The sequence below is a fragment of the Cryobacterium sp. TMT1-62 genome (assembly GCF_004403145.1).
Classification (GTDB): domain Bacteria; phylum Actinomycetota; class Actinomycetes; order Actinomycetales; family Microbacteriaceae; genus Cryobacterium; species Cryobacterium sandaracinum.
Genome location: NZ_SOGZ01000031.1, coordinates 45431 through 65834, shown reverse-complemented (window position 1 = coordinate 65834; position 20404 = coordinate 45431). Strand labels below are relative to the sequence as shown.

The 20404-nt window shown below is 63.8% G+C and carries 22 protein-coding genes and 3 pseudogenes; 16 read left to right on the top strand and 9 right to left on the bottom strand.

The window, feature by feature from the left end; translation table 11 throughout:
- Positions 1–128: 128 nt before the first annotated feature.
- From E3T34_RS08530 to E3T34_RS08510, 6 genes and pseudogenes are all read right to left on the bottom strand, one after another.
- Positions 129–815, bottom strand: coding sequence for a hypothetical protein (locus tag E3T34_RS08530; protein WP_134342725.1), 687 nt, complete (start codon positions 813–815; stop codon positions 129–131).
- 399 nt (positions 816–1214) lie between these two features.
- On the bottom strand, positions 1215–1742 hold the full coding sequence (locus E3T34_RS08525; protein WP_134342724.1) for a hypothetical protein: 528 nt from the start codon (positions 1740–1742) through the stop codon (positions 1215–1217).
- 139 nt (positions 1743–1881) lie between these two features.
- Entirely contained in the window at positions 1882–2070 is a 189-nt protein-coding gene (locus tag E3T34_RS16735; protein ID WP_255453082.1) for a helix-turn-helix domain-containing protein, read from the bottom strand.
- A pseudogene (locus E3T34_RS16730) lies at positions 2068–2451 on the bottom strand (recombinase family protein); the annotation flags it as partial. The pseudogene E3T34_RS16730 and the gene E3T34_RS16735, both read right to left, overlap by 3 nt.
- A gap of 275 nt (positions 2452–2726) precedes the next feature.
- Complete coding sequence (locus E3T34_RS08515; RefSeq protein WP_134342723.1) at positions 2727–3725, bottom strand: acyltransferase family protein; 999 nt, start codon at positions 3723–3725, stop codon at positions 2727–2729.
- Between the two features lie 218 nt (positions 3726–3943).
- Positions 3944–4378 carry a YkvA family protein gene (locus tag E3T34_RS08510; RefSeq protein WP_104099776.1) on the bottom strand — a complete coding sequence of 145 codons (435 nt, stop codon included), beginning with the start codon at positions 4376–4378 and terminating at the stop codon, positions 3944–3946.
- Positions 4379–4774: 396 nt separating this feature from the next.
- Between E3T34_RS08510 and E3T34_RS16945 the strand changes: the two genes are divergently transcribed.
- The 4 genes from E3T34_RS16945 to E3T34_RS08490 all read left to right on the top strand — a co-directional run bounded on the left by E3T34_RS16945 (position 4775) and on the right by E3T34_RS08490 (position 6471).
- Entirely contained in the window at positions 4775–4849 is a 75-nt protein-coding gene (locus E3T34_RS16945; RefSeq protein WP_338145491.1) for a hypothetical protein, read from the top strand.
- A gap of 90 nt (positions 4850–4939) precedes the next feature.
- On the top strand, positions 4940–5416 hold the full coding sequence (locus tag E3T34_RS08500) for a glycosyltransferase (RefSeq protein ID WP_134342722.1): 477 nt from the start codon (positions 4940–4942) through the stop codon (positions 5414–5416).
- Complete coding sequence (locus E3T34_RS08495) at positions 5413–5985, top strand: GtrA family protein (protein WP_134342721.1); 573 nt, start codon at positions 5413–5415, stop codon at positions 5983–5985. Before E3T34_RS08500 ends, E3T34_RS08495 begins: the two co-directional genes overlap by 4 nt.
- Positions 5986–6060: 75 nt before the next feature.
- Positions 6061–6471: an ester cyclase gene (locus E3T34_RS08490; RefSeq protein ID WP_104170894.1), complete on the top strand. Its 411-nt coding sequence runs from the start codon at positions 6061–6063 to the stop codon at positions 6469–6471.
- Between the two features lie 271 nt (positions 6472–6742).
- On the opposite strand, the gene E3T34_RS15815 is transcribed toward E3T34_RS08490, so the two are convergent.
- Positions 6743–6955, bottom strand: a complete 213-nt coding sequence (locus E3T34_RS15815; protein WP_134401958.1) for a hypothetical protein — start codon at positions 6953–6955, stop codon at positions 6743–6745.
- A 465-nt stretch (positions 6956–7420) separates the two neighbouring features.
- Here E3T34_RS15815 and E3T34_RS08485 point away from each other — a divergent pair.
- From E3T34_RS08485 to E3T34_RS08430, 12 genes and pseudogenes are all read left to right on the top strand, one after another.
- Positions 7421–7687, top strand: a pseudogene (locus tag E3T34_RS08485) (recombinase family protein); the annotation flags it as partial.
- Positions 7683–8072, top strand: a pseudogene (locus E3T34_RS08480) (transposase); the annotation flags it as partial. The pseudogenes E3T34_RS08485 and E3T34_RS08480, both read left to right, overlap by 5 nt.
- Before the next feature lie 630 nt (positions 8073–8702).
- On the top strand, positions 8703–9884 hold the full coding sequence (locus E3T34_RS08475; protein ID WP_206750598.1) for an IS30 family transposase: 1182 nt from the start codon (positions 8703–8705) through the stop codon (positions 9882–9884).
- A gap of 1119 nt (positions 9885–11003) precedes the next feature.
- Complete coding sequence (locus E3T34_RS08470) at positions 11004–12161, top strand: NAD(P) transhydrogenase subunit alpha (RefSeq protein WP_104099785.1); 1158 nt, start codon at positions 11004–11006, stop codon at positions 12159–12161.
- Complete coding sequence (locus tag E3T34_RS08465; RefSeq protein WP_104099771.1) at positions 12161–12484, top strand: NAD(P) transhydrogenase subunit alpha; 324 nt, start codon at positions 12161–12163, stop codon at positions 12482–12484. The genes E3T34_RS08470 and E3T34_RS08465 overlap by 1 nt, the downstream gene beginning before the upstream one ends.
- On the top strand, positions 12481–13854 hold the full coding sequence (locus tag E3T34_RS08460) for an NAD(P)(+) transhydrogenase (Re/Si-specific) subunit beta (protein WP_104099770.1): 1374 nt from the start codon (positions 12481–12483) through the stop codon (positions 13852–13854). Before E3T34_RS08465 ends, E3T34_RS08460 begins: the two co-directional genes overlap by 4 nt.
- A gap of 103 nt (positions 13855–13957) precedes the next feature.
- On the top strand, positions 13958–14569 hold the full coding sequence (locus E3T34_RS08455) for a hypothetical protein (protein ID WP_134342720.1): 612 nt from the start codon (positions 13958–13960) through the stop codon (positions 14567–14569).
- A gap of 207 nt (positions 14570–14776) precedes the next feature.
- Positions 14777–15370: a copper resistance protein CopC gene (locus E3T34_RS08450; protein WP_134342719.1), complete on the top strand. Its 594-nt coding sequence runs from the start codon at positions 14777–14779 to the stop codon at positions 15368–15370.
- Positions 15371–15485: 115 nt separating this feature from the next.
- Positions 15486–16031, top strand: a complete 546-nt coding sequence (locus E3T34_RS08445; RefSeq protein WP_104099767.1) for a copper chaperone PCu(A)C — start codon at positions 15486–15488, stop codon at positions 16029–16031.
- Between the two features lie 44 nt (positions 16032–16075).
- The gene (locus tag E3T34_RS08440; RefSeq protein WP_370247543.1) at positions 16076–17290 is read left to right on the top strand and encodes a Dyp-type peroxidase; all 1215 of its coding nucleotides are present in this window, start codon (positions 16076–16078) and stop codon (positions 17288–17290) included.
- Between the two features lie 87 nt (positions 17291–17377).
- Positions 17378–17977, top strand: coding sequence for an HdeD family acid-resistance protein (locus E3T34_RS08435; protein ID WP_104099766.1), 600 nt, complete (start codon positions 17378–17380; stop codon positions 17975–17977).
- A complete protein-coding gene (locus E3T34_RS08430) occupies positions 17974–18228 on the top strand; it encodes a hypothetical protein (protein ID WP_104099765.1) in 255 nt (84 codons plus the stop codon). Before E3T34_RS08435 ends, E3T34_RS08430 begins: the two co-directional genes overlap by 4 nt.
- A gap of 112 nt (positions 18229–18340) precedes the next feature.
- Here E3T34_RS08430 and purB read toward each other — a convergent pair whose 3' ends face one another.
- Together purB and E3T34_RS08420 are read right to left on the bottom strand one after the other, a co-directional pair.
- Positions 18341–19723, bottom strand: coding sequence for an adenylosuccinate lyase (gene purB / locus E3T34_RS08425; RefSeq protein ID WP_134342718.1), 1383 nt, complete (start codon positions 19721–19723; stop codon positions 18341–18343).
- Positions 19720–20247 carry a low molecular weight protein-tyrosine-phosphatase gene (locus E3T34_RS08420; protein ID WP_104099783.1) on the bottom strand — a complete coding sequence of 176 codons (528 nt, stop codon included), beginning with the start codon at positions 20245–20247 and terminating at the stop codon, positions 19720–19722. The genes purB and E3T34_RS08420 overlap by 4 nt, the downstream gene beginning before the upstream one ends.
- Positions 20248–20404 lie beyond the last annotated feature (157 nt).

Here is a 20404-nt window from a genome sequence, read left to right as displayed (position 1 = left end):
GAAAACTCAACGATTTCGGCCTGCCAGGTTGGGTGTCACGAAGGAACGTCTAGCGGGGCACTGGCTGATGTTTTCGTTTACCGAATTTGTTGTCGGGAACCGCGACTGATTCAGGTCGCTGCGGTCGGTCAGGCGATGCTCGTATAGCGGGAGCAGGCATCGAGCACCTTGTTGGCATCATGAGTTCCTGCGCGATTGATGCCTTGCGGACCGAAAATCGGAAACGGTAGATCTAGCCGGCGCCCATCGACAGTCTGAAAAATGCGGAGGGCCAGAACCGCGACGCTGATATTTCCTATTTCGACCATGTGTCGGCCGGGATGGGCGTAATCAATGTCGTTCCAGGGCAGGGCCATTTGAGGGACATCGGTTCGTCCGCGACCCCAAAGCTCGATTCCTTTCGGTCCGAGCGTGACCACGAAGTGCTGGCGCAGTCGCGGTCGGTCGGTCCCAATCGTCTTCAGGGCGTCGATGAGTGCCGGGGTGCGCTGCGTCATGAAGACAAAGGCGTCGGGTCGAACCGCCTTTGCCGCTCGCAACTTGGCGCGCTGGAATACGGCGGTGCCCAAGAAAATCAGGGCGACAAGCACTCCAAGCCCCACCAGCCCGATCCGGCCTGTTTGTTGGAACGACATTCGATCGGCGAACTGGCCATCTGCGCCAACCAACAGGTCGCTGAGGACCACGGCGATGAACCCGATCGCGATGATTGCAAGGCCCCAGATCCCGATCTTCATTGGCAGCGAGGTGGGCACGTCGACGAACCGCACGGCATTGCCGAGCGACGACGTGTTGACTACCGCTCCAGAGGTCATGAGCCGAGCCTACCCATGGGGTGACCCGGAGCGGTAGCAACAACAGGGGTCGGAAATCACACGCCGTTAGGGCTGGTGATGCGGTCATGACGCGGCAGCATTGCTGCTCACCAAGGTGATGAGGGCAGCGGTGAGATTGCGTCCGGCAACCCTTGAGACACTAGGCACCGCCCAATTCGCCAAATGCAGTCAGATTCATGTGTGGGGTGTCTCGTAGCCTCGGTGTGTCGAAACACATGAGATGTAAGACGACTCGAAGCCCGATAATGCGACATCGAGCTTCACAGGGCGCCGCCATTTATCTCCAAACTCCACAGAAACCCTGCCAGATAGGGTTCAAGCTCGATCTTCTTGGCACTGACACGCAAGGGTCTCAGACCCTGCTCATTAAAGGATTCGTCACCCCTCCGCCCGGCGTGAGCGCTCCTTGGGTAGTTCGAGGCCGTGTTTGGCAATTACGGCCTCCGCTTGCTCTTTGTAATCAACCCGTATGAAGCGCCTCGAGAAGGCCCATTTGATCCACGGCTCCTGGCCTGTCGTGAAAACTCGCGTGTGCCGCGAACTCGCGTCGAACTCGCTGATGTCACTGCCAGCTGCGCGGAGATGATCGCCGTTCGGCCGTTCAGACTCCAGCTCTGACCAAACTAAGCCAGCAAAGTAGGCCACGAAGAAGCTCGCCGCTCCCACCTGCCAGGAATGTCTGGCTATGAACTGCGAGGGCAACCGCGCTGTCGCGTCGAAAAGCGCGTCGACCGCTGGCGCGAGCCTTTCAATTTGGCGTCGTTTCACCGCGCTCGTGTTTGGGTGATGAGTTATGTATTCGTCGGGAAGCAATGCCGGAGCGAGCATCGCTGCCTTCTGAAATGCGAAGATGACCTCATCGATCTGCTGGCGATCACGGATGAGCCGTGATTTTTTGGCCTCCAATCGGGCGTAGCAAAGTACTCTACGACGAGAGTCGTGATGAGAGCGACGAGCACGGGAACGTCGATTTTGCTGAAGGCGTCAGCTATTTCATTCGGGATCATGGGCAAATCTTTTGCATCAGGTTCGTCGATCTTGCGTTCTACTCGTCTGCACCTGGAGCAGGGTCAGCCCGTCGTGGAGGCAGAATGCGGTACAGGCTCGATTTCGTGATGCCGGTCTTAGAAACAATGTCGGGGATTGTGTGCCCCGCGTTGCGCAGGTGATCAGCGTAGGCGAGTTTTGTGGGATCCACGACGCTGGGGCGCCCGATGCGCCGGCCCTTGCTCATCGCAACTGCACGGGCATGGGCGGCACGTTCGAGCGAATAGATGCGCTCCATCTGTTCGAATAAGGCGAGCATGACTACGGCTAGCTGCGACATCGAATCATCCGGATTGGCGGAGTCGACCCGAATCGGATCGGCTAGGTTTCGTTCCCCGACGCCACGTTTGCGCAGGTCGTGGATCATGTTTAGCGTGTCTCGAACAGTTTGGCCGAGACGGTCCAGGGTGTGCACCACGATTACATCGCCGTATCGAGCGACTTTGAGAGCCGCCGTTAGCCCCGGTCGGTTTGTCGTCGAGCCTGATTTCTTGTCGACGTAGACCTGATCGGCGGGGATCCCGACGGCGCCGAGCGCGTCGAGCTGCCGGTCGAGGTCTTGCTTGGCAGTCGAGACGCGAGTTTAGTTAATATCCACAGCGGCCGTACCGGAAGTCGTTTTTGTACGAGAGAAACGAAAGACCTTTTCGAACCTAACTTTTGGAACGAATTTCCACAGCGTGTCGAAATTCTAAACTCCGCCGTAGGAGGCGTTCCACTTTCAAGGATATGGAACGGTTCGGCTTCGAGGCTTTACGTTCAGTTCGGCACTCGGATTGAAAGTCGTTGCGGCGTCCGCGGCGCAGCGTTCCGAGCTCGCATGTTTACGCCATTCTCCTCTGGTCAGTGTGCTGGCTTGAGGCCGGTGATAGCGCGGCTGTGGGGGAGGCGCAGCAACAGCAGTCCCACCGGCCAAGCGATTCCGATCGTGAGCAGGTAGACCACGGGTTTCGATAGACCCAATGAGTGGAGGCCTGTGACCACCGCAGGGTGGATAAAGAGCACCGTTAATGACGCCCGGGCAAGTTGAGTGACCGCTCGCGAGAGCTGGCCAATGCCGCCGACTCGGCTCTTTCGTCTGACACTGGGTTTGGCATCCTCCCCAACAGAATCGCCGCCCAGCAGACCCTCTGTAATGAGAATGAAGCCGAAGGAAAGTGCGACGGCCACCACTATGCTCACGACCGGGGTACCCACATCGAGCCGCTTCAAATCAAGCGGCTGCGACCATCCCAGAACGATGAGGGTAAAGGAAACCGCAAGCAACACGACACCAGTGACAATCGGGTGCCGCACCATACCCCGGGCCCGCCGCATCGAACGCCCGGCAACGATGAAGATGATGCACGCAAGGGCGAGCCCCAGGCTCAACGGCAGGAATCGTGCAGGATGTCCCGGGATGTACGCCGCCGCGATGAAAAGTATCGCGGCGATGGCCCACTGCCCGGGTAGCGGCAACCGTGACACAGGCCAATAGATGACAGCGGCGAAGAACAACGCTGTCACAAACCACATCGCCCAAAAGGGCCCATCGGTCGCGAACTGGCCGCCCCAGAGAAGGTGCGCGAGCCTGATCGGATCGAAGCCGCCCTCCACACTTTCGGTCCCTAAGGTGACCGTTCCAAGCAGCACGAGCCAGACCGCGTAGGGGATGAGGAGGGACCTGACCCGGTTCCTAACCTCCCGGTTGAACGACCGACCGACCTTCCAGAGATAACCGGAGAGCAAAAAAAAGATCGGTACATGCCAACTGTAAAGAAATGGTCGTGCTGGACCGTCTACCCAGATGTGGCCGGCCACGATTGCGAGCATTGCGAACACGCGCACAGCGTCGAGGGACACGGAGCGGCCTCCGTGGAAGCCAGCACGGACGCGCGCTCCCGTCGATAGGAATTTTTTCTCGTTGGTCCCACCGTCGTCTTGCCCGCTACTGCTGATAGATCTTCCTCCCAATATTCACTGGCAAGTCGTCATCGTTCGACCATGGACGAGGACATAGGTGATGTCCAACAAACTGTCCAGCGCAACTATCGGTGCGGATGCATCGTACCTTCGGCGCCTCAAACCCCATGATGATCAGATGCCTCCCCTTGGTGCAGACCAGCTAGTCGCAGTACCGCGGCTAGTCCTTCCGGCGCACCAGGCCAGTGGCGTTTGATCGCGACGCTACCTGCTTGTTGGGTCGCGAACTGCAGCGCGATCGCGACAATAAGGGCGCCGTCAGCATATCCCAGAACCGGGATGAAGTCAGGGATCACATCAATGGGAAATAGAAGGTGAAAGAGAAGAATGTGGAGCCATATTCGCACGCCCATGGACACTGAATGATCGCTCGCGAGCCGCCGAAGGAGATGCGAAGTATCGGGCACGAGCCGCAACAAATCCTTGAGCGATGCACCTCTTAGGTGACGCGTGGATTCAATCCAGAGGAAAAGCACGAGCGCGAGCCAGAAGAGTGCGAGGCTTCCCAGGGCGCTAGCGCGAACTGCCACCATTCAGTCATCATTCACGCCCCCCGTGACGAAAACCACGAGCGTCTTAGCGTTCGTCGCAGCAAAGTATTCCAACTCCAATCGCATTCCAACCGACTATCACCCACTTCCTCGTCGGCCTTGGCGGTTATTGCTGTGAACCGAGATGGGGTCCACCAGTTGTACCGACTCAAGTGTGTCCCACTCGGCGCTGCTTGGCGTTTGTCGAGCCGACCGCTGGTGAGCCCGCCCTTGACACGGGCGTCGATGGCTCTCTCGGTGAGCGTTGGCTCTCTCACTTTCTTCTCACGGTGGTGTCAATAGCGTCAGTTTTATGACAAAGATGGCAATAACTATCAGGGGCCTGTTGCGGTCCTTCGGTTCCCGGCGGCGTTAGCCGACCTCGCTCTCGAGGTGCCGATGGGAGAAGTATTCGGGTTGCTCGGGCACAACGGGGCGGGCAAGACCACGTCGGACTGGCGTAGCTCGCGATAATCATCACCGCCCACCGGCTCTACCTCGCCTCCCGCTAGCGGCGAACAAGAACGCTCGCCTCGCCCCGGACAGGAAAGGAATGACCCGCTGATGGCCGTTTCGATCGTGATACCCACCTACAATGTGGCACCGAGCATCGCTGAGCTCGCCGCACGGATTAGTGACGCCACAACCAATTACGACGCGGAAATCATCTTCGTCTCTTCGGACGACACACCGCAGGTAATAGTTCACGTCGGCAACACCGCCCGCCTCCCCGTCCGCATCATCCACCGAAGTACACCCACCGGCGGCTTAGCGGGCGCGGTCCTCGAGGGCATTGCCGCCAGCGACGGGAAGGGGTGCATCGTGATGGACGGCGATCTGCGGCACCCTCCCGAGATGATTCCGATTCTGCTAGCCGCAGCTGCTAGCGAACACGAAGATGTGGTTGTCGCCTCCCGGAACCTTGACGACGGTTCATCCGGCGGGCTCGCAGGCGCATCCCGCCATATCGTCTCCACCGCAGCAAACCTCCTGGCACGCGCAATGCTCCCGTCAGGCTGCAGAACTGCACCGACCCGATGACAGGCTTTTTCGCCGCACACCGCGCCACCATAGATATATCAGCGTTGCAGCCACGAGGATTCAAAATACTGCTCGAGATTCTGGCCCGCAATACGGTCACCGTGGTGGAGGAACCGTTCGTTTTCGACGAACGACAAGCCGGTGTATCCAGAGCCGACTTCCAGCAAGGGGTCCGCTTCGTCACGCAACTTGCCGCACTCCGCTTCGGTCACCTTTCCGGCTTCGTCAACATCGGCGCAGCTGGCGCGGTAACGAACCTGCTCATCATGGCAGGACTGCAGGCTCTCGGCGTGTGGTACATCGCTGCTGCAATCATCTCTGCAGCCGTCACAATCGTCGGCAATTTCCTCCTCCAAGAGCGATTCGACTTCCGAGACCTCCGAGGACCTGCCGCATCCGGATGTATCCGATTTGCCCGATCCTTCGCCCTCAACGGCGTCGAGGCGACGGTTCGCACCGCTGTGCTCTGGGCCGTCGTCGAGACAACGACACTGCCAGGAATTGCAATGCAGGCCGTCCTCATCGGCATCGGATTCATGCTCAGATTCTTTCACCACTCCCAACGTTGAACGTCAACGGCGGTATGGTCACCTCGTGGCCCACACAAACCCATCCATGATTAATTCTGGGAAGAGAGCGAACACATGAGTCAAGAAGTGAATATTGCTGCACAGCAGAAGTTTGGTGACGCCGTGAACAGCGGAGAACTCGACCTTCTCAACGACCTCGTGGCCGAAGACGCAGTCGACAACGACCCGGCCCCGGGCCAGGGCCCGGGCCACGCAGGCTACAAAGCGTTCTTTGGCGAGATGATTGCCGCTTTCCCCGACCTGCACATCGAAGTCGAGCGCCTCGTCGCGAACGACACCGACGTCGCATTCGCGTACACTCTCACCGGCACCCACCAGGGCCCTCTCATGGGCCACCCGGCTAGCGGGAAAACGATGTCTGTTCGTGGCATGCAAATCAGCCGGTTCGAGAACGGGAAACTTGTCGAGCGTTGGGGTAGCAGCGACGAACAGGGCATGCTCCAACAACTCGGCCTGGCACCGTAACCTGCGATAACTGGCGTGCCTAATCAGAAGGAGTAGGGCGGAGGACGCTTATTTGACTATGGTTTATGACGCGAGACGGCCTTGATCGCGCACTGGGCACGCAGGCAGAACTGTACTGGTGTGCCTGGTAGCGCCTCCGATCCGTCAACGCTGGCGCGTAGGTAGGGGTGGCTCGTAAATTCGTTGCCGCTACCAACATTGCGCGTATCGTTTCGCCGCGCGTTTTGTTGGTCTTATGAGGACGAGCTGACCTAGCGGATCTCACGGGTAATCAGCTGACGGAGGCTTCTGCGGCGCTGCGAGGTGACGGCCCAGGCAGTGGACACAGCACGATGAATTTTGTTGTACCCGCCTGTTCGTTGAGTGCGGCGGCGTGGCTCCATAGGAAGATCCATATTTTGACCATGGCTGTGTCGGCCGACGACGGCATTGCAAACTTGTACATGCAGATTGCATAGGTTTCGGTGACGGAGGCGTCATACAAGGGGCCGAAGGCGAGTGCGTCACCGGCGGCTACTTGTTCGAGAAGCAAATGGTCGCCGGCACCGTCACGGGGGGACGCGGCTCCGTCTCGGCGGTGGCCATGGTGCGGTCCCGGACGCTCGAATGACGAGTGTAGACAAGGCACTCCCTGGATGTGGTGAGTGAATCCGCTGACAGGGCCTAGAGCAACGCAGAAAATCTATGTGACCCAAATGGGGTGTGTCAAGCCGGTTGATGACTCAGAAATCGGTCACAAATAACTTCCGAAACAACGCCCTTGACCATTGAGACTCACAGGCCTCGGTTTCAGCATCTGCAGGATATTAGTAATTCTCGTCAATTTGGCTTGCGCGCTGATCCTTTGCAACACGTGAAATGCCTGGCGGATTATGTGACAAATTTCGGGTTTCTGGGCGATACGGACGTGATGTCACGTAATCGAACGTTTAGATGACAGGGGTCGAGCATGCACGTCGGATGCATGCGCGTGTCAAAAGCTGATGGTTCGCAGAGCACTGATCTACAACGAGACGCACTCCTGGCTGCCGGCGTCCCTGCAGGGGATCTCTACGAGGACCGGGTATCCGGCAAGAAGGACGGACGGCCACACCTGGCGGCCTGCCTGAAGGCGCTGCGTCATGGTGACACGCTCCTGGTTCGGAAGCTGGACCGGCTCGGCCGAGACCACGATCATCCCGACCTCGGGCCCGGGGCGGCAATCGACACCACCACTGACCGTGCGGGTCGTGGGCTACACGATCGACGACGGACGCGACAACCCTGACGCCGACCGGCTGCTGACCACGATCCTTGATCCGGCCGAGGCCTCCGCGGAAGAACTCGCGACCGTGTATTCCGAACGGTGGGAGATCGAGTCCGTGTTCGACGAGCTGAAGTCTCACCAACGCGGTCCGCGCATGGTGATGCGGTCCAAATTCCCCGACCTGGTCAAGCAGGAAATCTGGGGGCACCTCTGTTGCCACTACGCGATCCGCACCCTCATGGTCGAGGCCGCCCAGCATGCTCAACGCGACCCTGACCGGGTCTCCCTCATCGCCGCACTCCGCATCGCCCGCCGTTCCGTGACTCAGGGCGTTTTTTTCCCCTCCGCGCCCTGACTACGCCAAAGCGGTCTGGCGCCATGCGCTACGCGCCCTGATCCGACGGCTGAACCCCGCGCGACGACGACGTTCAAACCCTCGCGTCATCAAACGCAAGGTCTCAAAACGGCCCGCCAAACGCTTCCACCACGCGCACTGGCCACAACCCCTCCACGAGCCAGAAATCACCACTCAACCGCTTAAATGAACGGTATTGGGCTTGATACTCGAACCACCGGCCGTCGGCTTCAGAGATCCGAAATAACGCCCTTCGGATTGGCACCGTAACCTCGCAGCGAGGGAAGTTTTCACGGTGAGTGCTTTCGTCGCAGAGACCGCCGCCGGGAACACTCTTACCCGGATTGCACAGGACGCCGGATTCGGAAGAACCACGCTTTCTCGGCAATTTAAGGAACATGGAATCCAGCCACCTCCTTGTGGTCGTCGCCCGAAAGACATTTCACGGGAGTTTCCCGTGCGGCACTACGTCGACCAGGGTGAGTCCGCCCGGGAAATTGCAGCGATCCTCGGGATGAGCCCGAGTGCTGTCCTCCGTAGACTCCTCGGTGTTAACGCCAACTGAAAACAGGGCCAGAAACGCCAGGCGAGTTCTAGGTCTCGTCGCAACACTCCACCAAGATTTGGAGTGTGAAGATGGCCAGACGTGGGCGCAAGAGAAACCTCAACCGCGAAGACGAGTATTGGAAACTCATACTTGCCGGGATCGGACCGATCGCCGCCGCGAAGCGCGTGGGGATCGGACGCACGACCGGTCACCGTTGGCGATCTCAACGTGGTGGGATCGCGCCGCTACGACTTGCTGAGGCAGACAGACACGAACGGTACCTGAGCCTGATCGAACGTGAGCGGATCGCTTTGTTCAGGCGAGAAGGATTGTCCATCCGGGAGATCTCCAGGCGACTCGGCCGGTCACCGTCGACGATCAGCCGCGAGCTTCGCCGCAATATGCGCAAACACGACCGCGGCCAGTACGACGCTGTCCTGGCCCACGCACGAGCTCGAGAGAAGGCCCGACGGGTGCGAGCTGGGCGCATCGGACAAGACCCTCAGCTCCGCGACTTGGTCCAGGACAAGCTGAAACTGGATTGGAGCCCCGAACAGATCAGCCACTGGCTACGAGACACTCACCCGCAGAAACGATTGTGGCACGTGTGCCACGAAACGATCTACCAAGCCCTGTACTGGCCAGGAAACAGCGGATTGACCAGGAAATTGACACCACATCTCCGAACGGGCCGACCACTGCGCAAGCGTCGACGACGCCCCGACGTACGTGCCCCACGCTTCATCGCACCGGCGACCTTGATCGACCACCGCCCCCAGGTCGTGGACGACCGGTCCCGGTTCGGAGACTGGGAAGGAGACCTCATCATCGGCACGCGCACCCGGTCGGCGATCGGCACCCTGGTCGACCGCAAGAGCGGCTACGCCGTCCTCCTCCACCTCCCCGGCGGGCACACAGCAGCTGAAGTCAACGCATCGCTCGTCACCGCGATGTCTGCCCTACCTCAGGAACTCCGGCGGACTTTGACCTGGGACCAGGGCGCCGAAATGGCCAGCCACGACAAGATCGCCTCCCTCTTCACCGACGGTGTGTTCTTCGCTCACGCCGGCAAGCCCTGGCAGCGCGGCTCCAACGAGAACATGAACGGACTGCTGCGACAGTACTTCCCCAAGCACACCGACCTCGCCATCCACAGCGCCGACGACCTCGCTGCAGTCGCCGCCAAGATCAACAACAGACCCCGGAAACGCCTCGGTTGGACAACACCAGCCGAGCTCCTCGTCGACGAACTAGAATCCAGCTAACCAACCAGTGTTGCGACGACCGCTGGAATTCGCCCTAGAACTCGCCTGGCAGAAGTGGTCCTGTTTTCAGTCGGCGTTAACACTCGGGAAGGCATCCAAACGCGTCCAAGAGGCGGCGCGAGGCTCATACCAGTTCAACTTCGTGCTTCGGACTCACGGGTGGACTCGCCTTCCGCCGAAAAGTTGGTCGTGACACGCCCCACTCTCGATTCTGGCATCGAGAGACGACGCATTTCGTAGCAGGCATGGAGCGTCCAAGCGCTAACGATGCAGCGGGTCTAGCTTCTTACAAGTTTCTGCTGCAGTGGATGTTGCATTAGTCGGTGTGCCGACTGGCGGCTGTGGAACGGTCACGATGGATCGAGTTGTGTGTCCTTCCGGATCCTTCTTGGCGCGAGCTCTCCGACACAACAAGATGATTGAGTTGACAACCACCGTGCCCAGGCCAATGACATAGCCAGGGATCCACCAGGCGCTCGACCGGTCCTCCGATCCCGGTGAAGTTGACGCAGCCGCGATGAAGCTCGCGCCCAGCGAAACGAACATCAGAGTTCCACCGGCCGTTAGCACGCCAACTTGAATCCGGTCAGCAGTTAATGTCCATGAAGAAGATGCTTTGACATAGTTTCTGATCAGCTGCGATCTCACTTCGCTGAGGGCGCTTGGTCTGGACCAGAGAGCTTCTCAATCGCAGACGTGAGTCGTTCAATTCGACCTAGACCGACGTTCGGCATGAAGGCGCCACCGACTGAGACGCCTATCGCGACGGCGGCTGTGATTGAAGCCACGATGCTCGGAATTTCCTCAACTGCTCACATGCCATAAGGGTATTGCCGGGTGATCTCACCCCTTGACCACCTGCAGGACAAGGTTGAGACACGGTCGAGGATAGTGACAGGAAGACGGGGATTGGCGCGGTGACAGGTGCACAGAATTCGCCGTGATTTCGGCAGTAGCCAATGACAACTGAGTCAGGAACCTACACACCCGCCGCAACGCGGTCATATTCTCCGGGCGGCACGCGAATCCCACTACGCTACGAACGGGGACGAAAGTGCCGTGCAAGCGTTCGGATCGGTCCGTTCTCGCTCGTGGCCGTTCGCCACGAAGGAGACGCGCGTGAGAGTCGGCATCGGACGAGAACGCCTGCAGGGTGAGCGCCGCGTCGCGGCGACCCCCGAGACAGTGACCCAGCTCACAACCCTTGGACTCGAGGTCCTGGTTGAGTCTGGTGCGGGCGCCCCTTCCGGTCACGGCGACGCCGCCTACACGGATGCCGGTGCCGCCGTTGTGCCGCACCTCACCCCGGGCGACCTCGATGTCTACTGCCACGTGCGCCCCCTCGCCCCGGAGTTCGCGGCTGCTCTCCGCCCCGGCACGATTACGGTCGGCCTGGCGTCGCCGGCCTCCGAGCTGGCCACGGTCGCCGCCCTGGCCGCGGCCGGCGCGACGGCCTTTGCCCTCGAACTGGTTCCGCGCATCTCGCGCGCCCAGTCGATGGACGCGCTCACTAGCCAATCGCTGGTCTCCGGCTATCGCGTGGTGCTCGAGGCGGCCATCCGATTCCCCCGCTTCTTCCCGCTCTACATGACCGCGGCCGGTACGATTCCGCCGGCTCGAGTGCTCGTGCTCGGGGCCGGCGTGGCCGGACTGCAGGCAATCGCCACGGCCAAGCGCCTTGGTGCCCGGGTCTCGGCCTACGACGTGCGCCCGGCCTCGGCCGATGAGGTCACCTCCATGGGTGGCACCTTCGTCGACCTCGACCTGGACGCCGTCGAGGGTACGGGTGGCTACGCCCGGGAGCTGAGCGTAGACCGTGCCGTGCGCCAGCGCGAACTGCTTGCACCCTACGTGGCCGCAGCCGACGTCATGATCACCACGGCGGCCATCCCCGGTCGCGCGGCCCCGCTTCTCGTCACGCACGAGATGGTGGCCGCGATGCGTCCAGGCTCGGTCGTGATCGACCTGGCCGCCGAGACCGGCGGGAACGTCGAGGGTGTTCTCGCCGGTGTGGACACCCTGGTGCCCACCCAGGTCGGTGACGGCTCCGTCACGCTCGTGGGCATGAAGGACGCCCCCTCCACGATGCCGGCGGACGCCTCGCGGCTTTTCGCCAAGAACGTGGCCAACCTGCTCGCTTTGATGACCGTCGACGGCACGGTGACGCCCGACTTCACGGACGAGGTCGTCGCCGGGGCCTGCCTGACGCATGACGGCACCATCCGGCACGAACCCACGGCCGCCGCCGTGGCCGCCGCCGCGACAGGAGAACACTGATGGATCCAATCACCCTGCTGACCGTCGTCGTGCTGGCGGTCTTCGTCGGCTTCGAGGTCGTCTCGAAGGTCTCGAGCACCCTGCACACCCCACTGATGAGCGGGGCGAACGCCATCCACGGCATCATCCTGATCGGAGCCATCATCGTCGCCGGGCAGACCCTGGAGCCGTGGCTGCTCGCGGTCGCCCTGCTCGCCGTGGTGATGGCCACCGCGAACCTCGTCGGTGGCTTCGTCGTGACCGACCGGATGCTCAAAATGTTCGCCCCCCGCAAACCGGCCGGCGCCGGCCCGAAGACCGATCCGAAGGACGCGACGAAATGAGCCTGCTCAGCCCCGAGTGGACCAGCCTGCTCTACCTGATCGCCGCGGTCTGTTTCATCTTGGCCCTGCGCGGGCTCTCCTCGCCGAAGACCGCCCGCCGCGGCAACCTGATCGGGGCCGCCGGCGCGCTGCTGGCCGTGATCACCGTCTTCCTCTCCGCCCGGATCGAGAACATCCCGGCCATCCTCATCGCCATCGCGGTGGGGTCGGCGATCGCCGCCCCCATCTCGCGGCGCGTGGAGATGACGCAGATGCCCCAGCTCGTCGCGCTGTTCAACGGCGTCGGCGGCGGTGCCGCGGCACTGGTCGCCATGCTGGAGCTCGGCAGCACCGACAGCCCGTGGAGCAAGGTGGCCGTGGTCTTCACGATGCTCATCGGCGCCGTCTCGTTCTCCGGCTCCGCGGTCACCGTCGGCAAGCTGCAGGGTCTGATCAGCTCCAGGCCTCTCATCTTCCCGGGCCTCGCGATCGTGATGGGCGGCATCGTGCTGGCCGCCCTTGTGGCCGGAGGCTTTGTCGTCGCCACCGGTGCGGCCGGTTGGGCTATCGGTCTGCTCGTGCTGGGACTGCTCGTCGGGGCGCTGCTCGTGCTCCCCGTCGGTGGGGCCGACGTGCCGATCGTGATTTCCCTGCTCAACGCCTTCACCGGGCTGGCCGTCGCGGCCTCCGGCATCGTTCTCGGCAACCTGCTCCTTGTGGTGGCCGGCACCCTCGTGGGCGCCAGCGGCACGATCCTGACCCGGGCGATGGCATCCGCCATGGGTCGCGGCGTGAACGGAATCCTGTTCGGGGCGTTCAAGGGCGGTTCCACCGCCGGGTCGACCGCCCAGAGCGACCGGCCCGTGCGCAGCTCCAATGCGGAAGACGTCGCGGTGCTGCTCAACTACGCCCAGCGCGTGGTCATCGTGCCCGGCTACGGCCTCGCCGTGGCGCAGGGCCAGCACACCATCGCCGAACTCGCCACCACCCTCGAGGCGCGCGGTATCGAGGTCGTCTTCGCCATCCACCCGGTGGCCGGGCGCATGCCCGGGCACATGAACGTGCTTCTCGCCGAGGCGAATGTGCCCTATGAGGCGCTCAAGGAGATGGCCGAGGTCAACCCCGAGTTCAAGAACACGGATGTCGCCCTCGTCGTCGGCGCCAACGACGTGGTCAACCCGGCCGCGAAGACGTCGCCCGGCTCGCCGATCTACGGCATGCCGATCCTCGACGTCGGTGATGCCCGGCAGGTGGTGTTCCTCAAACGGTCGATGCGTCCCGGTTTCGCCGGCATCGAGAACGAGCTGCTCTACGACCCGAAGACGACGCTGCTGTTCGGCGACGCCAAGGACTCTCTGACGAAGGTGCTCGGCGCGGTCAACGCGCTCTGAGTTCGGTGCCCGCCCGGCCCCGGCGCACAGGTCAGGGCGGTAGGGTTCAGTCAGGGATCCGACCCTGATCCCGATCGGGGCGGTTCCGGTGCGAGGGAGGGCCATGACGAGCAGGTGGGCGCGATTCGGTCGCGGATGGCTGACCGCATCCGTCGCCGTCTTCGTCGCCGCCCTCTCGCACATCGCCGGCGGCGGCAACGCTCCCGGCTGGCTCAGCGTGGGTCTGGCCCTCGCCTTCGCGGGGATAGCGTCCGTACTGTTGGCCGGCACAAGCTTGTCGCTATTGCGTCTCTCCCTCTCCGTCGGGGTCAGCCAGCTTCTGCTGCACGTTCTGTTCGGCCTCGGCGGGGCCTCGAGCACGACGATGACGAGCACCTCCCATCACGGAGCCGTCACCCTGGCGGACGCGACCCCCCACCTGATGCACGCGGTCGGCGCCCTGCCTGGTGGCTGGATGTGGGTGGCACACGCCTTGGCCGCCCTCGTCACCATCGCCGCCCTGTACCGCGGCGAGAAGACGTTCTGGGCGCTGCTCGAGGAGACGACGATCCGTCTCATCGCGGTCCTGATCGAACGCCTCGCTCCGGCGCAGATCGGAACGAATGCGGCGACGCTGCGCCCTGCTTTCCGCCGGGTCTTCGTTCCTGCCGATCTCGGCGTACTGCTCTCCAGTGCGCTCCGCCGCGGTCCGCCCCCGCGCGCCCTGGCACCGTGAGGCTCTGACCTTCTCACTCGTGCGCTCTGATCCCGATGCGCTGCACCCTGCGCGCGACCCGCTGACCCGCTGACACCTGGCCCGAGTGATTCCGTTCGACCTCGGTGAGGTCGCCGGCGTCTGCGCACCCGGCCACCGGCACGTCTGTGCCCGGTGAATCTGCCGTCGCACCGCCCCATCTCTTCCCTCCACGAATCGGAGATTTCAATGATTTCTGCCCAACCGCGACGCCCGGCAGCCGCCGTTTTCCTGACCCTGGCCGTGATCGCTCTGTCCATATTCAGCCCGGTGGCTCCGGCGGCCGACGCCCACGACCAGGTGGCGTTGACCGTGCCGGCCGACGGTGTGAACGTCGACCTCGCTCCCGCCGAGATCGCCATCACGTTCACGCAGGACATCCTCGAGGTCGGCGCCATCGTCATGGTTGTCGATACCGAGGAGAAGAACTGGGCAGAGGGCGACATGCGGCTCGACGGGCCGCAGGCCACCCAGCCGGTGGCGGCCGACCTGCCCGACGGTGCCTACGACGTGCGCTGGCGGGTCGTGTCCGCCGACGGTCACCCGGTCTCTGGCGCCTTCGCCTTCACCGTGGGCGCCGCGGCCCAGCCTCGATCACAGTCGACTGCGGGTGCAACCGCGGCGCCGGACCCGTCCGGCGACGCGACATCCGCCGCCTCGGAAGAGACCGCCGACGGAACGGGACTCGCGGTGGTCGCGGTGGGTCTCCTCGGTGCCCTCGGTGGACTGGCCGCCGTCGCCCTGTTCATTGCCTGGCGAGCCAGGCGCCCTGGCAACCCGTGAAAAACCTGAAGCACCTGAAGCACCTGAAGCACCTGAAGCACCTGAAGCACCTGAAGCACCTGACACGCCGCATCGTTTCCCGAGCACCCAACGCACCACACCAGGAGAACCCCTCATGAAGCTCAACACCGTTCCCACCCGATTCGTCGTTGCCGCCGCCGCTCTGATGCTGGCCCTCTCGGGCTGCGCCGGCGCGACCGAGGCACCCGCGGCGACGACCGACAGCGCCACCTCGGCCGACACCCTGGCCATGACGGATGCCTGGGTCAAGGCGAGCGAGTCCGGCATGACCGGCGCCTTCGGCCTGCTCGAGAACTCCGGACCCGACGACATCACGGTCGTCTCAGCCGAGACATCCGCAGCCTCGATGATCGAACTTCACGAAACCGTGGCCAACGACGCCGGCGACATGGTCATGCAGGAGAATCCGGATGGCTTCGTGGTGCCGGCCGGCGGCTCCATCGAACTCATCCCTGGCGGCCGCCACATCATGCTGATGGGGCTCACCGGCCCGCTCGCCGCCGGCGATGCGGCCGCCTTCACCCTCGACCTCGCCGACGGGTCGAGCCTGGACTTCTCGGCCCCGGTGAAGGACTACACCGGGGCCAACGAAACATACGAGGGCGACACCGAAATGGACATGGATACCGACAGCCAGTGAGTTCCCTCACAGAGAATGAACGGAGTGGACCGCCCGAATCGTCCGTGCAGTCGGGCCGCCGGCTCAGCCGGCGCCGCCTTCTTCTGGGTGGTGCCGCCGCCGGGATCGGTGCGGCCGGAGCCATGGGCATCGACCTCGTGGCCAAGGCCGGGATCGGCGGCTCTGCGGCTCCATCGGTACCGCTCTTTCGCGGCACCGACGCCGTTCCCTTCTTCGGGGTGCACCAGGCCGGGGTGGACACCGACCCGCAGGCCCGGGTCACGTTCGTGGCGCTCAACCTGCCCGCGCAGATCGACCGGGCCGCGCTGCGGCGGATGATGCGCATCCTGACCGACGATGCCGCCCGGCTCACCCAGGGCGAGGGCGCCCTGGCCGACTCGGAACCCGAGCTGGCCGTCGTGCCGGCCCGGCTGACGGTCACCTTCGGCTTCGGGCCCTGCCTCGTCGCCGTCGCCGGGGGAGAGGCTCCCGGCTGGCTGAGGCCCCTGCCCGCGTTCACGATCGACCGGCTCCAGCCGGAGTGGAACGACGGTGACCTGCTGCTGCAGATCGCCGCCGACGACCCGATGACGGTCGCCCATGCCACCCGGATGCTTCTGAAGGACCTGCGCTCCTTCGCGTCGGTGCGGTGGGTTCAGTCCGGCTTCCGCCGAGCAGCCGGTTCGGAGAAGCCCGGCACCACCATGCGCAACCTGTTCGGCCAGGTGGACGGCACCGCGAACCCGGCCGCCGGAACGGCCGACTTCAATGCCCTGGTCTGGGGCACGGCCTCCGGTCCCGGCTGGCTGGTGGGTGGAACCAGCCTCGTCCTGCGCCGGATCAGCATGAACCTCGACACGTGGGACGGGCTCGACCGCTCGGGCCGCGAGTCCGCGGTCGGACGCACTCTCGCCGTCGGGGCGCCGCTCACGGGCACGAAGGAGCGCGACGAGCCCGACTTCACGGCGACGAACGCGCTCGGGTTCCCGGTCATCCCCGAGTACTCCCACCTGCGTCGCGCCCGGTCGGAGGACCGGTCCCAGCGCATCCACCGCCGCGGCTACAACTATGACGACGCGCCTCAGGGTTCCGGCGTCTCCAACTCCGGACTGCTGTTCGCGTCTTTCCAGGCGGATGTCGACGCGCAGTTCGTGCCCATCCAGCAGCGCCTCGACACCCTCGACCTGCTCAACCAGTGGACCACCCCGATCGGTTCCGCAGTGTTCGCGATTCCGCCGGGATGCGCAACGGACGGCTACATCGGCGACACCCTGTTCTGACCGATCTGCGCACCGGGGCCCAGCGGGCGGCCAGGACCGCCCGCGTAGACTGTATTCGTCTCAACCCGCAATGAAAGAGGTCGTCGCGTGGCGAACGCCCAGGCTCCACACTCCACCACCGGCCGGTACTGGCCGGTGCCGGTGCTGCGGGCCGCCCTCACCCTTGTGCCGGCGGCCGCGATTACCTTCAACGCCGATCATTCGGCGGAATTCGGCCTTCTCGTGTTCGGCGTCTTCGCGCTTCTCAGCGGACTCACGGTGGGTCTGCTCAGCCGGCGCACGCTGGCCGATCCGCGGGAGCGGTCCCTCTTTGTGGTGCAGGGCGCCGTTGGTGTCGCCGCCGGCCTCCTCGCGCTGCTCTTCCACGCGGGCGGGCTCGGTTTCTTCCTCCTCCTGGTCTCGGTCTGGGCGGCGGTGACCGGTTTTCTCGAGCTGTACAGCGGCATCCGTGCGCGTCGGCGCGACCCGGCCGACCGTGACTGGCTGCTGGTCGGCGCCGTCACCGCCCTGCTGGCCGTGATCTTCCTGCTGCTGCCGCCCAACGCAGTGGTGTCGGTCGGCCTGTTCGGCGCCTACCTCGTGATGCTCGGCGTCTACCTCGCCATCGCCGGGTTCTCCCTCAAGTGGTCCGGCACGGATGCCGCCCGCGCCCTCACGGCCTCACCCAACGATTCGGACACCCTGTGACCCAGAACACCCCGCGCACGCCCAGCCGTTCCGAGAAGCTCAAGCCGATCGAACTCGTCGGCTTCTCGGCCGTGATGGCCGTGTTCCTCGGCCTGGTCGTGCTGATGAGCACCCGGGACGTGGTGCTGGCGTTGATCGGCTTCGGCGGCACGTTCATCCTCGTGCTCGTCGTGATCGCGATGCTCGTGCTCGGCATGAAGCCGAACCCGGCCGAGAGGTCCGACCTCGACGAGCAGGACCGCGGCCTCTGAACGGAGGCGCCGTGCGTACTCCGACGCCACGAGCATTCTGACGCCGCGCGTGGGGTGCGCTGCTGCGCACGTGGCACGCCACCAGCGGAACGGCGCAGCACCCGCGCAGCCGCTAGGTCAGGTAGTCGAGAAGCGGGTCCGCGAGACCCACGTAGCTGCCCGGGGTCAGAGCGAGCAGCCGCGCCTTGGCGGCGTCGCCGATCTCCAGTTCGGTGACGAAGGCCACCAGATCGTGCCGGTTGATCCGCTTGCCCCGGGTGAGTTCCTTGAGCAGGGCGTAGGGGTCCTCGATCGTAGAGCGCCCCGCCGACACCTCGGCGCGGATCACGGTCTGGATCGCCTCGCCGAGGATCTCCCAGTTGGCGTCGAGGTCGCGGGCGAGCATGGCGCGGTCGATGTCGATTTCGCCGAGGCCGCGCAGGATGTTGTCGAGGGCGAGCAGGGAGTGTCCGAAGCCCACGCCGATGTTGCGCTGCGTGGTGGAGTCGGTCAGGTCGCGCTGCAGCCGCGAGGTCACCAGTGTCGCCGCGAGCGAGTCGAGGATCGCGCTGGACAGCTCGAGGTTGGCCTCCGCGTTCTCGAAGCGGATGGGGTTGATCTTGTGCGGCATGGTCGATGAGCCGGTGGCCCCGACCTGCGGGATCTGGCGGAAGTAGCCGAGCGAGATGTAGGTCCAGACATCCGTCGCCAGGTTGTGCAGCACCCGGTTCGCGTGGGAGACGCGCGAGTAGAGCTCGGCCTGCCAGTCGTGGGGCTCGATCTGGGTGGTCAGCGGGTTCCAGGTGAGCCCGAGGCCCTCGACGAAGCCGCGCGACACGGCCGGCCAGTCGACGGCGGGATCGGCCGTGACGTGGGCGGCGAAGGTGCCGGTGGCACCGCTGAATTTGCCCAGGTACTCGCTGTCCTCGACCTGCTGGGCCAGGCGCTCGAGCCGGTAGACGAAGACCGCGAGCTCCTTGCCCACCGTGGTGGGTGTCGCCGGCTGGCCGTGTGTGCGGGCCAGCATGGAGTCGGCGCGGTATTCGAGGGCGCGTAGGCGCAGGGCGCCGATGACGGCGCGGAATTTGGGCAGCCAGACCTCGCGCACAGCGTCGCTCACGGTCAGCGCGTAGGACAGGTTGTTTATGTCCTCGCTGGTGGCGGCGAAGTGGGTGAGCTCGTTGATGTGGTCGAGGCCCAGCGTGCTCAGGCGGCGGCGCACGAGGTACTCGACGGCTTTCACGTCGTGCCGGGTGGTGGCTTCCAGCACGGCCAACTCGTCGATCTCGGTCTGGCCGAAGTCGGTGACCAGAGCGCGCAGGCCGAGCTTCTGCTCCGCGTTCAGCGGTACGGAGCCGAACAGGCTGCGGTCGGTGAGGGTGATCAGCCATTCCACCTCGACCTGCACCCGGGCCCGATTGAGGCCTGCCTCGGATAGGTACTCGCCCAGTTCGGTGACGGCGGCGCGGTAGCGGCCATCGAGTGGGCTGAGGACCTGGGGCGGTAACGGACTCATCGGACTCCCTGTCGGATTGCGGGTGCAAGTTGCGCGAAGAGCGCTTCATTTGCGCTTTCAATCATGCCAAGAACCGTGTCAAAGAAAGCATCGTCGGAATAGTAGGGGTCGGGAACGTCCAGCAGGGCAGCCTGGGCCGCATCGAAACTGAGCAGCAGGCGCACCTTGCTGCGGTCACGCTCGGTCGTGGCCCAGTTGCGCAGGATGCGTTCCTGCGCGCGGTCGAGCACCACGACGAGGTCGAGGTCGGCAAACCACTCGGGGTCGAACTGGCGGGCCCGATGATGCCTGCCGTCGTAGCCGCGGGTGGCGAGGGCGGCGATCGTGCGCTGATCCGCCTGCTCGCCGACATGCCAGTCGCCGGTGCCGGCGGAGCTGGTGGTGATCAAACGACCCAGGCCGGAGCGCGTGATCAGATCGCGAAGCATGACTTCGGCCATCGGCGAACGGCAGATGTTCCCGGTGCAGACGAAAATAATGCGGAACGGTGTCGACTCATCGGGTGTGATCGACACAATGTCCATCTCCCCATTGTGTTGCACCCGGCCCCCTCCCCAGCCGCCGTCGTGCGGCATGTTCCGTGAACTCTCGGATTCATAGCGACCACGTCTGCCGGGGGTGGCACGCTCACTGGCAGCGAATCCGCAGCGCGCAGAAGGGCGGAGATGGAGATTCCGGGCG